The organism is Pseudoalteromonas sp. CF6-2, from assembly GCF_021729425.1.
Lineage (GTDB): Bacteria > Pseudomonadota > Gammaproteobacteria > Enterobacterales > Alteromonadaceae > Pseudoalteromonas > Pseudoalteromonas arabiensis.
In genome coordinates this window covers 1829922-1843330 of sequence record NZ_CP091442.1, presented here as the reverse complement: position 1 = coordinate 1843330, position 13409 = coordinate 1829922, and the positions used below count along the sequence as shown (strand labels likewise).

Annotated in this window: 11 protein-coding genes; 8 read left to right on the top strand and 3 right to left on the bottom strand. The window is 40.7% G+C overall.

The window, feature by feature from the left end; genetic code table 11:
* Window positions 1-90 precede the first annotated feature (90 nt).
* Window positions 91-1299: a porin gene (locus L3Q70_RS08525; protein ID WP_193988830.1), complete on the bottom strand. Its 1209-nt coding sequence runs from the start codon at window positions 1297-1299 to the stop codon at window positions 91-93.
* A 171-nt stretch (window positions 1300-1470) separates the two neighbouring features.
* A complete protein-coding gene (locus L3Q70_RS08520) occupies window positions 1471-1992 on the bottom strand; it encodes a TetR/AcrR family transcriptional regulator (RefSeq protein WP_062569101.1) in 522 nt (173 codons plus the stop codon).
* Window positions 1993-2198: 206 nt separating this feature from the next.
* Between L3Q70_RS08520 and L3Q70_RS08515 the strand changes: the two genes are divergently transcribed.
* The 7 genes from L3Q70_RS08515 (at window position 2199) to L3Q70_RS08485 (ending at window position 10885) form a co-directional block, all read left to right on the top strand.
* Entirely contained in the window at window positions 2199-3785 is a 1587-nt protein-coding gene (locus L3Q70_RS08515) for an ABC-F family ATPase (RefSeq protein ID WP_237115255.1), read from the top strand.
* Window positions 3786-4198: 413 nt separating this feature from the next.
* Window positions 4199-4681, top strand: a complete 483-nt coding sequence (purE, locus tag L3Q70_RS08510; protein WP_054561454.1) for a 5-(carboxyamino)imidazole ribonucleotide mutase — start codon at window positions 4199-4201, stop codon at window positions 4679-4681.
* Window position 4682: 1 nt separating this feature from the next.
* Window positions 4683-5831: a 5-(carboxyamino)imidazole ribonucleotide synthase gene (locus L3Q70_RS08505; protein ID WP_237114093.1), complete on the top strand. Its 1149-nt coding sequence runs from the start codon at window positions 4683-4685 to the stop codon at window positions 5829-5831.
* 135 nt (window positions 5832-5966) lie between these two features.
* Window positions 5967-6197 carry a DUF2798 domain-containing protein gene (locus L3Q70_RS08500; RefSeq protein ID WP_062569098.1) on the top strand — a complete coding sequence of 77 codons (231 nt, stop codon included), beginning with the start codon at window positions 5967-5969 and terminating at the stop codon, window positions 6195-6197.
* Entirely contained in the window at window positions 6194-7126 is a 933-nt protein-coding gene (locus L3Q70_RS08495; RefSeq protein WP_083515304.1) for a putative sulfate exporter family transporter, read from the top strand. The genes L3Q70_RS08500 and L3Q70_RS08495 overlap by 4 nt, the downstream gene beginning before the upstream one ends.
* Window positions 7123-8286 (top strand): endonuclease/exonuclease/phosphatase family protein, encoded by a 1164-nt coding sequence (locus tag L3Q70_RS08490; RefSeq protein WP_237114091.1) that lies wholly within the window; start codon window positions 7123-7125, stop codon window positions 8284-8286. Before L3Q70_RS08495 ends, L3Q70_RS08490 begins: the two co-directional genes overlap by 4 nt.
* A 106-nt stretch (window positions 8287-8392) precedes the next feature.
* Window positions 8393-10885 carry a prolyl oligopeptidase family serine peptidase gene (locus L3Q70_RS08485; protein WP_237114090.1) on the top strand — a complete coding sequence of 831 codons (2493 nt, stop codon included), beginning with the start codon at window positions 8393-8395 and terminating at the stop codon, window positions 10883-10885.
* A gap of 29 nt (window positions 10886-10914) precedes the next feature.
* Here L3Q70_RS08485 and rrtA read toward each other — a convergent pair whose 3' ends face one another.
* Complete coding sequence (gene rrtA / locus L3Q70_RS08480) at window positions 10915-11541, bottom strand: rhombosortase (protein WP_237114089.1); 627 nt, start codon at window positions 11539-11541, stop codon at window positions 10915-10917.
* 54 nt (window positions 11542-11595) lie between these two features.
* On the opposite strand from rrtA, the gene ggt reads away from it, so the two are divergent.
* Complete coding sequence (gene ggt, locus L3Q70_RS08475; RefSeq protein ID WP_193988826.1) at window positions 11596-13353, top strand: gamma-glutamyltransferase; 1758 nt, start codon at window positions 11596-11598, stop codon at window positions 13351-13353.
* Window positions 13354-13409 lie beyond the last annotated feature (56 nt).

The window sequence follows — 13409 nt, the reverse complement described above, 5'->3', positions numbered from 1 at the left end:
GTATTGCGACCAAAAAGCAAAATATTTGAGCAGTACATAAAATAGGGTAGGTAAAAGCCCACCTAGATGGGCTTAAGCGTTAATTACTATTTACAGAGTGTAATTAAATCCGATAGCTATACCGTCATCTTCTGTTTGTGACATTTGAGCTTCTTGCTCAGCGTTATTACTCGAAAAGTCACTAAAATCTTTACGAGCTTCTATATACAAAATAGTATCTTTAGCCATAAAGTAGTGCGCGCCTATCACGGCAAATTGACGTTTAAATACATCTTGTGGGTCGGCGTTAAAGTTAGGTTGAATTACGTAATCATCACCTGCGTCAAATACGTTATAAGCAATAAAAGTACGAATGTCGTTATCAAAGCGATAGCTTAGGATAGACTCTAAACCGACAGCATCTTTTATCAAACGACCTAAATTATCTGTATCGTGGTTTTCATTTTTATTGATATTTGCAGAGGCATACCAGCCAGGTTTGTAAAAGTCACCATATGTTATACCTACACCGTAAATTAAATCGGTAACAAGCTGATCACGGCCATCTGCATAAACAATATCGAATTCACCTCTGTTAATACCGGCAGTAAGCTTTAGATTATCCGTTGCTCTATAGGTAACAGCTGCGCCATAAGTCGAGTTAAACTCAACATTTTGCGCTGCAGGATTACCTTGCTCAAATAATAATTCGCATGAACTGCGAGATATATCCGCGATGTCGCAGGTATAAAAGTCATCCGATTTCAGCTGAGCTTGCAATGCGACATGAAATTTCCCCCAAGTGTTACGGTATTGCAGCACTTTATCACCACGGCCTGTTCCATTTACCGCACCATCATCTTTATTGTATGTATAGACACCTGCAGCGTTACCGTCCCACACTAAACTATAATTTGTATTGTAGACCACGTCATACCATGCACCCCATTGCTTTCCTATTGTTACTTGGCCATAGTCATCGTGTTTTAGTCCTACATAACCTAATCGATTATATAAAAACTCATCTTGAATTGATTCAAAGCGGTTATTATAAATTATGTCTGTGCTACCAACAGGGTTTACACCCCATTCAAGTAGTGCAAAAGCTTGCCAGCCATTTTTTAATTGTCGTTTAAAATCAAAGTTAATGCGCGATGCACCGTTTACAATTTCGGTTTCACCTTGAGTGTTAATTACTCTTGCATCAATAAAGCCGCCAAAAGTGACACTGTTTGTTTCATCTTTATAAATCTCAATGGCATTTGCTGTTGGGATTATCGTTAAGCCAGCGAGAAAAATGGCAGCGTGTGTTCTTTTCATAAAGTACCTTGTTTAATTGTTGTCCCTAATAGGTCTAAATTAACTAAAAGAATGAGAATATCAAAGCTAAAATATATGAAAAAGTGAAAAAAAATCATGAAACTCCCGCTTTGTGAGGAAAATTTATTCATTTTAGGTTCACTATGTTGAATTATCAATGGCTTACTCTAGTTAAAAAATAGACACTTTCTGACTCAACGTTCTGAGCATTAGTTTGGTATTAGGGATTTCAGCACTTAACCCATAAATAAGGGTCATAAAGTAACAGTCCAACAAGATAGCGGCTTTTACTTTATTAAACTGAGGTTGTTCAGAAAACACTAAAGTTTGAATTAACTCCATATGTCGTTGTTGAAATGTTTTAGAAAATAAACGTTCACTAAATAGCACTTTATAAAATTGATGATGTAAACAATAAAATTGGTAAAAGTATTGTGCGTAATGATTGATCTTCAATCGGGGAGGACGATGAATATCGGTTTCTTTAGCGCGCTCTAATACATCATTAAACCTCAATTCAAGGCATGCCTCTAAAATCGCGATCTTACTCTCAAAATGTTTAAACAAAGTACCGACAGCAACACCACAAGCAGAAGATATTTGACGTGTAGACGTATCATTAAATCCATGCTCTGCGAAAAGCTGCCATGCAGTATTTAGAATATGTTGATGTGTCTTATTATGATTGCCCATAGCTATTATATTGTTTTATTTAAAGTAATTGTAAAGTGAGCGCGTTCACTTATAAAAGTGAGCATGTTCACTAAAGATAGACCTAGTTAATTAAGTTGTAAAATGACTAGGTTGTTTTAAACAATCTTTCATAGCGTGCTAAGCGGCTTTAGTTTAAAATTGCACACAGTTTCGTTTTACTTTTTTACCCGCTGGAGGGTACCGCTATCATTAGTACAGCTAATATCACCATGCAATTTGGTGCTAAACCTTTATTCGAAAATATCTCAGCAAAATTTGGCGATGGTAACCGTTACGGTTTAATCGGTGCGAATGGCTGTGGTAAATCAACCTTCATGAAAATCCTAAGTGGCGAGCTTGAGCCATCTTCAGGTAACGTCAGTACAGATCCAAACGACCGTGTTGCAAAACTAAACCAAGACCAGTTTGCTTACGAAGAGTTTTCTGTAATCGACACGGTAATCATGGGTCATAAAGAGCTGTGGGAAGTAAAAAAAGAACGTGACCGTATTTACAGCTTACCTGAAATGAGCGAAGAAGACGGCATGCGTGTAGCAGACCTTGAAACTGAGTTTGCCGAAATGGATGGTTACTCAGCAGAAGCAAAAGCAGGTGAGTTACTGATTGGTGTAGGTATTGGCACTGAGCAACACTACGGCCCTATGTCTGAAATCGCACCGGGTTTTAAACTGCGTGTGTTACTTGCACAAGTGCTGTTTTCTGATCCAGACATCATGCTACTCGATGAGCCTACCAATAACTTGGACATCTACACTATTAAGTGGTTAGAAGACGTGTTAAACCAGCGCGACTGCACCATGATCATCATTTCGCACGACCGTCACTTCTTAAACTCAGTCTGTACACACATGGCTGACATCGATTACGGCGAGCTTCGTATTTACCCTGGTAACTATGACGAGTATATGTTTGCTGCAACACAGGCTCGCGAGCGACTACTGAGCGAAAACGCGAAGAAGAAAAGCCAAATTGCTGAGCTTCAACAGTTCGTATCGCGCTTTTCTGCAAACGCTTCAAAAGCAAAGCAAGCGACATCACGTGCTAAACAAATTGATAAAATTCAGCTTGAAGAAGTTAAAGCATCTTCCCGTCAAAGCCCATTTATTCGCTTTGAGCAAGAAAAGCAACTATTCCGTAATGCCTTAGAGCTAACAAACTTAGCGCAAGGTTTTGATAACATGCTTTTCAGTGGCCTTGAAGGCTTAGTTGAAGTAGGTGAGCGTATTGCGATTATCGGTGAGAACGGTGTTGGTAAAACAACACTGTTAAATACCCTTGCTGGTCGTTTAGCACCAAAACAAGGTGAATTTAAATGGTCAGATAACGCTAATATTGGGTATTACGCGCAAGACCACGCAGATGAGTTCGAACAAGACATGAACTTATTTCAGTGGATGGAACAATGGCAACAAGAAGGGGACGACGAGCAAGTTGTTCGTAGTTTCTTAGGTCGTATGCTGTTCTCACAAAACGACATTAAAAAGTCAGTAAAAGTGATTTCAGGTGGTGAACAAGGCCGCATGTTGTTTGGCAAAATTATGATGCATAAACCAAACATCTTATTAATGGATGAGCCAACCAACCACATGGATATGGAGTCTATCGAGGCGCTTAACTTAGCACTTGAAGCATACGAAGGGACTTTATTATTCGTTTCACACGATAGACAATTTGTTTCATCACTTGCTACCCGTATTTGGGAAATCAAAGACGGCAACATTATCGACTTTAAAGGTACATACACAGAGTACCTAGCAAGTAGAGAAGCATAATGTGCTTATGAGTGATTAAAAGCCATGCATGTCATGGCTTTTTTGTGCTTCTAGAGTCGCATCTTGAGGTGAGTTAGGGGATATACCCAAGCCACATCAAGATACAGAATTCAGCGTTTCACAGGTGCTTAATATCAAGGCGTTACTTTGTAGAAATGGCAGTCCCTTTTAAGAAGTGACAACGATGAGAGTGAGTGCCTGTGAAGCGCCCAAAGGGTTGGTTTAAAAGCGATTTATACTGCGTTATCGATTTTAACAATAGAACCACTATTATTTGCAATCAATGCCTTGCCTAAATCGCTTTTAATTCCAACTGAAACTCGCATCTTGATGTGGTTTGGGTATATAATACCCGCCACAAAATAAGGACAAAAGTCCGCTTTTTAGAAAACAATTTTAACTGAGGTGTATTTATGACAGTTGGCATTATTATGGGTTCCAAATCAGACTGGCCAACGATGGAACATGCGGCATTAATGCTAGAAAAATTTGGCATTGAATACGAAACTAAAGTTGTTTCTGCTCACCGTACCCCTCAATTACTTGCTGACTATGCAAGCTCGGCTGCTGAGCGCGGCATTAAAATTATTATTGCGGGTGCCGGTGGTGCTGCGCACTTACCTGGTATGGCTGCGGCATTTACATCACTACCAGTTTTAGGTGTACCCGTTAAATCAAAAACACTTAATGGTGTAGATTCATTATTATCTATCTGCCAAATGCCTAAAGGTGTTGCGGTAGGTACACTGGCTATCGGCGAAGCAGGCGCTGCAAATGCTGGACTTTTAGCAGCACAAATTTTAGGTTGTCAACAGCCTGAAATCTTCGCAAAAGTTGAAGCTTTCCGTAAAGAACAAACAGACACTATCTTAGCTAACCCTAATCCCGCAGAGTAATATGAATATTTTAATTTTAGGTGCAGGTCAGTTAGCTCGCATGATGAGCTTAGCGGGTGCACCGCTTGATTTAAATGTTGTTGCCTACGATGTGGGTAGTGAAAAAATCATTCACCCGTTAACCGGTGAAGTTCACAACAGCACATTACAACAAGCTATTGATAACGCAGACGCCATTACAGCTGAGTTTGAACACATTCCTGATGATGTACTAACGCTATGCTGTCAAAGCAATAAGTTTTACCCAGGTAAAGCAGCGATTAAAACTGGTGGCGATCGCGCACTTGAAAAAGCATTACTTGATAAAACAAATGTTGAATGTGCGCCTTACCAATTAATTACAGAAAAAGCGCACCTTATTGCTGCTGTAGAGCGCTTAGGTAAGCCGCTTGTGATTAAAACTTGCCAAGCGGGTTACGACGGTAAAGGCCAATGGCGCTTAAAGTCTGATGATGAAATTGACCAGATCTGGTCAGAAATGGCAGATTTCATCGCATCAGGCACCGAAACTGCGCCGCATTCTATTATCGCTGAAAAGATGATTCCGTTTGATCGTGAAGTATCTATTATTGGGGCACGCGACAAAGCAGGTAACACAGTAATCTATCCACTCACTGAAAACCAACATACTAACGGTGTACTAACACTTTCAGTAGCGGGTAAAGAAAAAGCAGCAATTCAAGAACAAGCTGAGGTTGCGTTTAACAAGCTTGCGCAAGAGCTTGATTATGTGGGTGTATTAGCAATCGAATTTTTTGATGTGCAAGGCACGTTATTAGTTAACGAAATTGCGCCACGCGTGCATAATTCTGGTCACTGGACACAGCAGGGTACGCATTGCTCTCAGTTCGAAAATCATATGCGTGCAGTTGCTGGTTTACCATTAGGTAGTACAGAACTACTTCGTCCTACCGCTATGATCAATGTACTAGGCCAGCCTTCTGTTCCACACTCAGTACTTGCAACGCCTGACGTTACAAGTCACTGGTATGGTAAAACGGCTAAACCTGGTCGTAAGATGGGGCATATTAATGTCTCAGCCGATAATCTTCATCAACTGGGTGAGCGTTTAGCGGCACTTGCTGAAGTGCTGCCAGAACACGATTATCCAGGCGTAGCTGCTACCAGCACCCAACTTATTTTAAACTGATCAATTTAAATTCTAAGGAGCCGAGTTCATCTCGGCTTTTTAATATCCTAATAGAATAGTACCTCTTGTCTCAAAGCACTTGCGTCAGGTTTTTCTTGCTATAGACTAATATTTTTATATTAATATTAGCTTGTTATGTTACATCCTCGATTTAGAACAGTCGTATTTGCGTTTTTTATGGCGCTGTTTATGTCTGGATTTATGTCTTTAGTGATCAGCATTTTTAACGTTGGTTTAATTGATAACATTGCAACCATTTGGCTTAAAGCATGGGCTTTTGCTTTTTGTGTGGCATTTCCTACCGTTATTTTTGTCGCACCTGTAGTACATAAGTTAACCAATAGATTGATCAGAGCACCGTTGTGATAGCCGAACGCCCAAAACAAGTACTATTTATTACGTTATTTTTAGCATCTGCTTTGCCATTTGTTGGCTCAGCTACGGCACTTGTAGTAGGTGCTTTGTTTGCCATGCTATTAGGTAATCCATTTGCAGCGCAGTCACAAAAAATGAGTAAATGGATGCTAAAGTTGGCGGTAATTGGCTTAGGCTTTGCTGTTGATTTTAGCCAAGTAATAGAAGTAGGGCGTAGCTCTATTGTGCTTACAATCGTTAGTATTACCGCGATTATTGGCCTTGGCGAAATTTTATCGCAGTTATTTAAGTTAAATAAAAATACTGGCGTACTCATCTCATTTGGTACTGCTATTTGTGGTGGTAGCGCCATTGCAGCAATGGCGCCTGTAATTAAGGCCAAAGATCACGAAGTGGCGATATCATTAGCCGTGGTGTTTTTATTAAATGCCCTTGGTTTAGTGTTATTTCCGATGATTGGTCATTATTTTGGCCTGACTGAGCATCAGTTTGGGGTTTGGGCGGCACTTGCGATTCACGATACCAGTAGTGTAGTGGGGGCTTCCGCGGCTTATGGCGCATCTGCGCTTGCCATTGCAACAACCATTAAGCTCACCAGAGCGATGTGGATCATACCGTATACGAGTATCGCAGGTGTATTTTGGAAGTCTGATGAAAAAGCCAGTATCCCCTTGTTTATTATAGGCTTCTTGGCTGCTGCGCTGATTAATTCAAGTTTTCCAGAGTTTCAAACACTGTGGCACGCCCTTAACATAGGTGCTAAGCAAGTTTTGGTAATGACCTTATTTTTAATCGGCAGTGGCTTATCAATTTCAGTTTTAAAACAAGCGGGCATTAAACCTTTTATCATGGCGATGATCTTATGGATCATTGTCAGCAGTATTATTTTACTACTAATAGTAGACGGATTTATTTCATGAAAAATTCCTTATTAAGTTCTTCAATAGCACTTGCTGCAGGCTTGTTTGCTAATAATTTAGCGGCTGCAGATCTGCGTGTTGCCACTTTCAACGTGAGCATGGACGCCACAAATTATGCTAAAAAAGGTGAGGCGGTCGATAAAGATGCTTTAAGCAAAGCATTAGCGAGTAACCACCAGCAAATTCGCAACATAGCAGAAATTATTCAACGTGTAAGACCAGATGTAATTCTACTGAACGAGTTTGATTATATTGATGCTGAAAAAGGCATTAACGTTTTTCGCAAAAACTATCTGCAAGTACCGCAAAATAAGCAGGTTGCAATTGACTATCCATATTATTTTATTGCACCAGTCAATACGGGTTTAGCTACTGAATTTGATCTAGATAACGATGGTGTAAAGGGGCATTACAAAGGCGACGCGCAGGGCTTTGGCTTCTTTGAAGGGCATTATGCGATGGCAGTACTGTCACGTTACCCAATTGATTTAGATAAAGCACGTACTTTACAAACATTCAAATATAAAGACATGCCAAATGCGCAAATGCCCATCGACCCTAAAACAGGTAAAAACTGGTATTCTGCTGAGGAATGGCAAGCAATCCACCTAAGCTCTAAATCATTTTGGGATTTACCGATTGATGTAAAAGGAAAAACGGTTCATCTACTAGCTTCACATCCAACACCGCCAGTTTTTGATAGTGATGAAGACCGTAACGGTAAGCGTAATCACGATGAAGTGCGCCTAATTGCTGATTACATCAATAATGCGAACTACATTTATGATGACAAAGGCCAAAAAGGGGGCTTAAAAGCGAAAAGCCGCTTTGTGATTGTTGGGGATTTAAATGCGGCACCTGAAGGTGGTAAAGCTCGTCCTGAAACAACTGACCAAATTTTGAAAAACCCTCTAGTGAATACTTCATTTACCCCTTCTAGCAAAGGGGCTAAACAGTCCTATAAAGAAGAATATGCAAAAAATTACACGGCCTATTGGCAAGCCCGTGCTGATTACGTACTCCCTTCTAATTACGGTATTGAGATCAATGACGGCGGGGTATTTTGGCCAGTAAAAAGCTCAGAATTATACCGTTTGATTAAAGATCGTAATGCCTCATCTGATCATCGTATGGTATGGCTTGATATTAGCTTGAAATAAGCTGTTATTAAACGGAAAAGTTTGGCTGTTTATCCTATAAAAATTGCTATTTCATCAGTGCTTCTGCTTAAATAAGGCGAATTATAATAACCCCGTAAGAAGCACTATGAAATTCAAAACCACTGCTAATAAAACGTTAGTGGCTCTCGCAGTCGCATCTAGCTTTATGCTAGCTGGTTGTCAATCAACCGCCTCAACACCTTCTGAAGAACAAGTAAACAATGTAGCCCCTGTTGTTGTTACCCCTGCTGACACAGGCTCAGCTGAAATCACGTTAGAGCAAGCAATGGCTCACCCTGATTGGTTAGGCCGTCAGCCAGAACGTGCTTTCTGGAATGGTGATTCTAACAGCATTGTTTATGCACAAAAGCAACAGGGTAGTGAGTTACGCGATTTATATGTGCAAGCGGTTAATAGTCAATCTGCATCACAATTAGCGTTAAACAAATTACACACCGTAGGTGCAAAAAACGCAGTTTACTCGGCTGATAAAAAGCAACAGGCTTATGCATTTGAAGGTAATATCTTTGTTAAAAACCTAAGCACTGGTCAAATTACACAAATTACACACGACAGCGCACAGCAATCAAAGCCGCAGTTTTTAACGGATGGCAGCCTTGCGTATCGCCAAGGTAATGCATTTTATAAAGTTGATTTGGCAACAGGTCGTCAAGTTGAGTTAGTTAACTTACACCTAGACGATGCACCTAAAGGTGTGCAAGAGCCAGACACGTATATTGCAAAAGAGCAGCACAAACTAATTGATTACATTGCGCTGACTCACAAAAACAAAAAAGATCGTGAAGCGCGTAAAGAGCAAATTAATGAGCAAAACGACAGTATTGCTAATTCACAGTTCTATTTAGGTAAAGATAAACGTTTGGCAGACGTGCAGCTTTCACCAAATGGTCAAGCTCTCGTTGCAGTTACCACTGAAAACCGCTCATGGCGCGATGAAGGCGATATCATGCCTAATTACATTGCCGATGATGCGCGCGTAAAAGCTGAAAAAGTACGTCGTCGCGTTGCGGATGAAAAACCAATCAGCTCAGATGTTATTTACATCGACCTTAAATCAGGCGAGCAAACAACCCTTGCATTCGATACCTTACCTGGTTTTGATGAAGACGTTCTTGCAGCTGTTAAGAAAGAAAACTACGCTCGTGATGGCAAAACTTACAAGTCTGAAAAAGCGCCGCGTGCTATCAACCTAATGATGGATTGGGGTTGGGATCAAAGTGCAATCCAATGGAACACAGATGGTTCACACGTGGCTCTTATGCTTGAAGCATGGGACAACAAAGACCGTTGGTTAGTGACTGTTGATACACAAAACAACAAACTTGTTTCACAGCACCGTTTACATGACGATGCGTGGGTTAACTATGCATACAACGATTTTGGTTGGTTGAACAACTCTGATACGCTTTACTATCTATCTGAAGAGTCTGGTTACAGCCATATTTACAAAAAGCCACTTAACGGTAAAGCAACGCAGCTTACTAAAGGCCAATTTGTTGTTTCTAACTTAACGTTAACGGCTGATAACTCAGCAATTTACTACAAAGCTAACGTTGAGCACCCAGGTCTTTACGAAATCTATCGTGTAAACCCTGCAAACGGTGAGTCTGAGCAAGTCACTAACCTTGATGGCATGACCGACTACCAGTTAAGTCCAGATGAAAGCAAACTATTGCTAACCCACTCTAAGATTATGTCGCCACCTCAGCTTTACGTTGCTGATGCAAAAGCAAATACCCAAGCAACTCAGTTAACGCACACGGTATCTGATGAGTTTTTAGCGAAGAAGTTAATTGCACCTAAGATTGTTGCTGTGCCTTCAAGCCACACTGATCAGCCAATTTACGCAAAAGTATATTATCCAGCTGATTATAAAGAAGGCGAGACAGGCAAAACCCGTAAAGCGGTTATCTTTAACCATGGTGCAGGTTACTTACAAAACTCACACATGGGTTGGTCTGGTTACTTCCGCGAGTTTATGTTCCACTCACTATTGGCTTCAGAAGGCTACGTAGTCATGGATATGGACTACCGTGCCTCTAAAGGTTATGGCCGTGATTGGCGTACAGCAATTTATCGCCAAATGGGTACGCCAGAAATTCAAGATTTAGCAGACGGCGTAAGCTGGATGGCAGACAACGCTAACGTAGATACAAAAGCGGTAGGCACCTACGGTGGTTCATACGGTGGTTTCATGACATTCATGGCGCTATTTACACAACCTGATTTATTTCAAGCAGGTGCAGCGCTTCGTCCGGTAACTGATTGGGCTCACTACAATGGTCCTTACACGTCGAACATCTTAAATCACCCAGATGTTGACCCAATTGCGTATGAGAAGAGTTCACCAATTTATTTTGCGGAAGGTTTGAAAAATCGCTTATTAATCAACGCACCTATGGTTGATGACAACGTATTCTTCCAAGACTCTGTGCGCCTAGTACAACGTTTAATTGAGCTTGAAAAAGAAAACTTTGAAACAGCTATTTTCCCAGTTGAACCGCATGGCTTTGTACAGCCATCAAGCTGGTTAGATGAATACCGTCGTATTTATAAGTTGTTCAAAGAAACGCTTTAGTTTTAGGACTTATACAAAACAGCCACTTATTAGTGGCTGTTTTTATATGTAGACTTTAAAACATTTATAAATACTGGCAAAGCCAGTACTGTGCCACCAAGTGCACCAATAAGATGGGCATCTATAGCCACATTTGATGCAATTAATTGGCTTACTGAATCACTAGGGCCTGCAATTTGCTCCCAAATAACTTTCGCCCATGTGCCTACGAACAACAACCAGCCTGAAAAGAGGCCTGCTTGTACGTCTTTTATCGAGCCCCAAATTATTACACCATGCAGTAATGCACTAAGTCCCGTATAAATATAAATATCAGGGCAAAATAACCACACCCCTAATCCACACCAAAGTGCAAGAACAGCGATGTTAAAAGTGTATCTAAATGGTGATGTATGCTCAGCATGTAATGCCCATATTAAAAAAATACCAGCGCAATTTAAGAAAAGATGAGGCCAATTTGCATGAACGAATTGACTCGTAAAAATCCGCCAATATTCACCATTTGTAACTAACAACCGATTAAATTCTAAATAATCATTAAGATTAAATGCCGCAAAAAAAGTGCTTAGTAAGATTAAACATAAAGGAGGAAGTACATATAGTGGTTTCAGGGGCAGGTTGATCATGTTATTTTTATGGCTTAGAGATTTTTTCATATTGTGCACGTTTCACACCAAGATGCCAATTAAACAACCGGGATTTAGTTTTTTATGTTTTTTAAAACCAAAGCACTTATCGTGCTCTCTTCTTCATTACTGTATTGTTCAACACTTTTAGCTGCACCGGCAAAAATTGAAACAAGAGAACCAGAAGCGGCAACGGGATTTGCTGATAAGCAGGTCGTTGAAGGCGATAAATATATGGTCGCAGCAGCCAATCCTTATGCTGTAAAAGCAGGGCAAAAAATGCTTGAACAAGGCGGTACAGCAGTTGATGCAGCAATTGCCACTCAACTCGTTCTTACATTAGTTGAGCCGCAATCATCAGGTATAGGTGGTGGCACCTTTATGATGTACTTTGATAACAAGTCAAAAAGTTTAACAAGTTTTGATGGTCGTGAAACTGCACCTAGTAATGCGGATGAAACGCTGTTTTTAGATGAACACGGTAAAGCGGTTAAATGGATTGAAGCGGTGGTTGGTGGTCGCTCAGTGGGTGTTCCGGGTATTTTACATGCCTTTGCATCAGCTCATAAACGCTACGGCAAGCTTTCTTGGCAAACGCTATTCCAACCTGCAATTGCGCTTGCAGAACAAGGTTTTGTTGTGTCACCTCGCCTGCACAAGTTACTAGCTAAAGAACTAAACCCTGGTGTTACAAAGTTGCCCGTTATTCGTGATTACTTTTTTCCAGACGGAAAGCCGCTCGCTATTGGCACTGTTAAGAAAAACCCTGAGCTTGCAGCACTTTATAAAGAAATAGCAAAACGCGGTATTGATGCTTTTTACAAAGGCGAAAATGCACAACAACTTGTTCATGCAGTGCAAAATTCAATTGTAGCGCCAGGCACACTTCGCGTAGAGGATTTAGCAAGCTATCAAAGCAAAGAGCGTGCACCTGTGTGTGTTGATTACCATCAATATGAAGTGTGTTCAATGGCACCACCTAGCAGTGGGGGAGTTGCTGTGTTACAAATTCTAGCCTTGCTTGAGCACAAAGAAATGGCAAAGCTTGAACCTAACTCAGTACAAGCGCTTCATTATTTTACTCAAGCATCGCGTTTAGCTTTTGCCGACCGAAATGTATACATGGGTGACCCTGATTTTATGGCAATCCCTACCGAAGGCTTGTTAAACAAAGAGTACATTACCAGTCGCGCTAAACTTATTTCAGAGAAAGATGTTCATGCCGAAGCAGGCACGCCACCTAACTCACTTGCTTATGCACAAGATGATGCGTATGAATTGCCATCAACGAGTCATGTATCTATTGTTGACAGTGAAGGCAATGCAGTTTCGATGACCAGTTCAATTGAGATGGCGTTTGGTTCAACAGTTATGGTAAATGGGTATATTTTAAATAATCAACTGACTGATTTTGCTTTATCGCCAACAAAAGATGGTAAACCTTTAGCAAATCGTGTTGAAGCAGGTAAACGCCCGCGTAGCTCAATGTCGCCAGTCATGGTGTTTAACAAAGACGGTAGCTTGCGCTTAGTGGTTGGTTCACCCGGTGGTAGTCGTATCATTGATTATGTAGCGCAAGTGGTTATTGGTGTTCTCGATTGGAATTTAGACGCGCAAGAGGCGATCAACTTACCACGCATTACAAACCGAAATAATTATACCAGCCTTGAAAAAGGCACCGAGCTTGCAAATCATAAAGCTGAATTTGTTAACCGTGGACACAATGTTCGCATCTTAGATTTAAACTCTGGTTTACATGCTGTTGAACTAAAAGAGGGTAAGCTTTACGGCGCTGCTGATCCGCGTCGTGAAGGTATTGCTTTAAGTGATAAAAGCCATTAAAAACGTGCTCAGCAGCCTTAAAGCTGCTGAGTTTTCATGTATACTAAAGAGTATGC

Coding starts and splice junctions, on each gene's coding strand:
- L3Q70_RS08525 (WP_193988830.1), bottom strand. CDS start 1,299: ATGAAAAGAACACACGCTGCCATTTTTCTCGCTGGCTTAACGATAATC.
- L3Q70_RS08505 (WP_237114093.1), top strand. CDS start 4,683: ATGAATATTTTAATTTTAGGTGCAGGTCAGTTAGCTCGCATGATGAGC.
- L3Q70_RS08520 (WP_062569101.1), bottom strand. CDS start 1,992: ATGGGCAATCATAATAAGACACATCAACATATTCTAAATACTGCATGG.
- ggt (WP_193988826.1), top strand. CDS start 11,596: ATGTTTTTTAAAACCAAAGCACTTATCGTGCTCTCTTCTTCATTACTG.
- L3Q70_RS08485 (WP_237114090.1), top strand. CDS start 8,393: ATGAAATTCAAAACCACTGCTAATAAAACGTTAGTGGCTCTCGCAGTC.
- L3Q70_RS08500 (WP_062569098.1), top strand. CDS start 5,967: ATGTTACATCCTCGATTTAGAACAGTCGTATTTGCGTTTTTTATGGCG.
- L3Q70_RS08490 (WP_237114091.1), top strand. CDS start 7,123: ATGAAAAATTCCTTATTAAGTTCTTCAATAGCACTTGCTGCAGGCTTG.
- rrtA (WP_237114089.1), bottom strand. CDS start 11,541: ATGAAAAAATCTCTAAGCCATAAAAATAACATGATCAACCTGCCCCTG.
- purE (WP_054561454.1), top strand. CDS start 4,199: ATGACAGTTGGCATTATTATGGGTTCCAAATCAGACTGGCCAACGATG.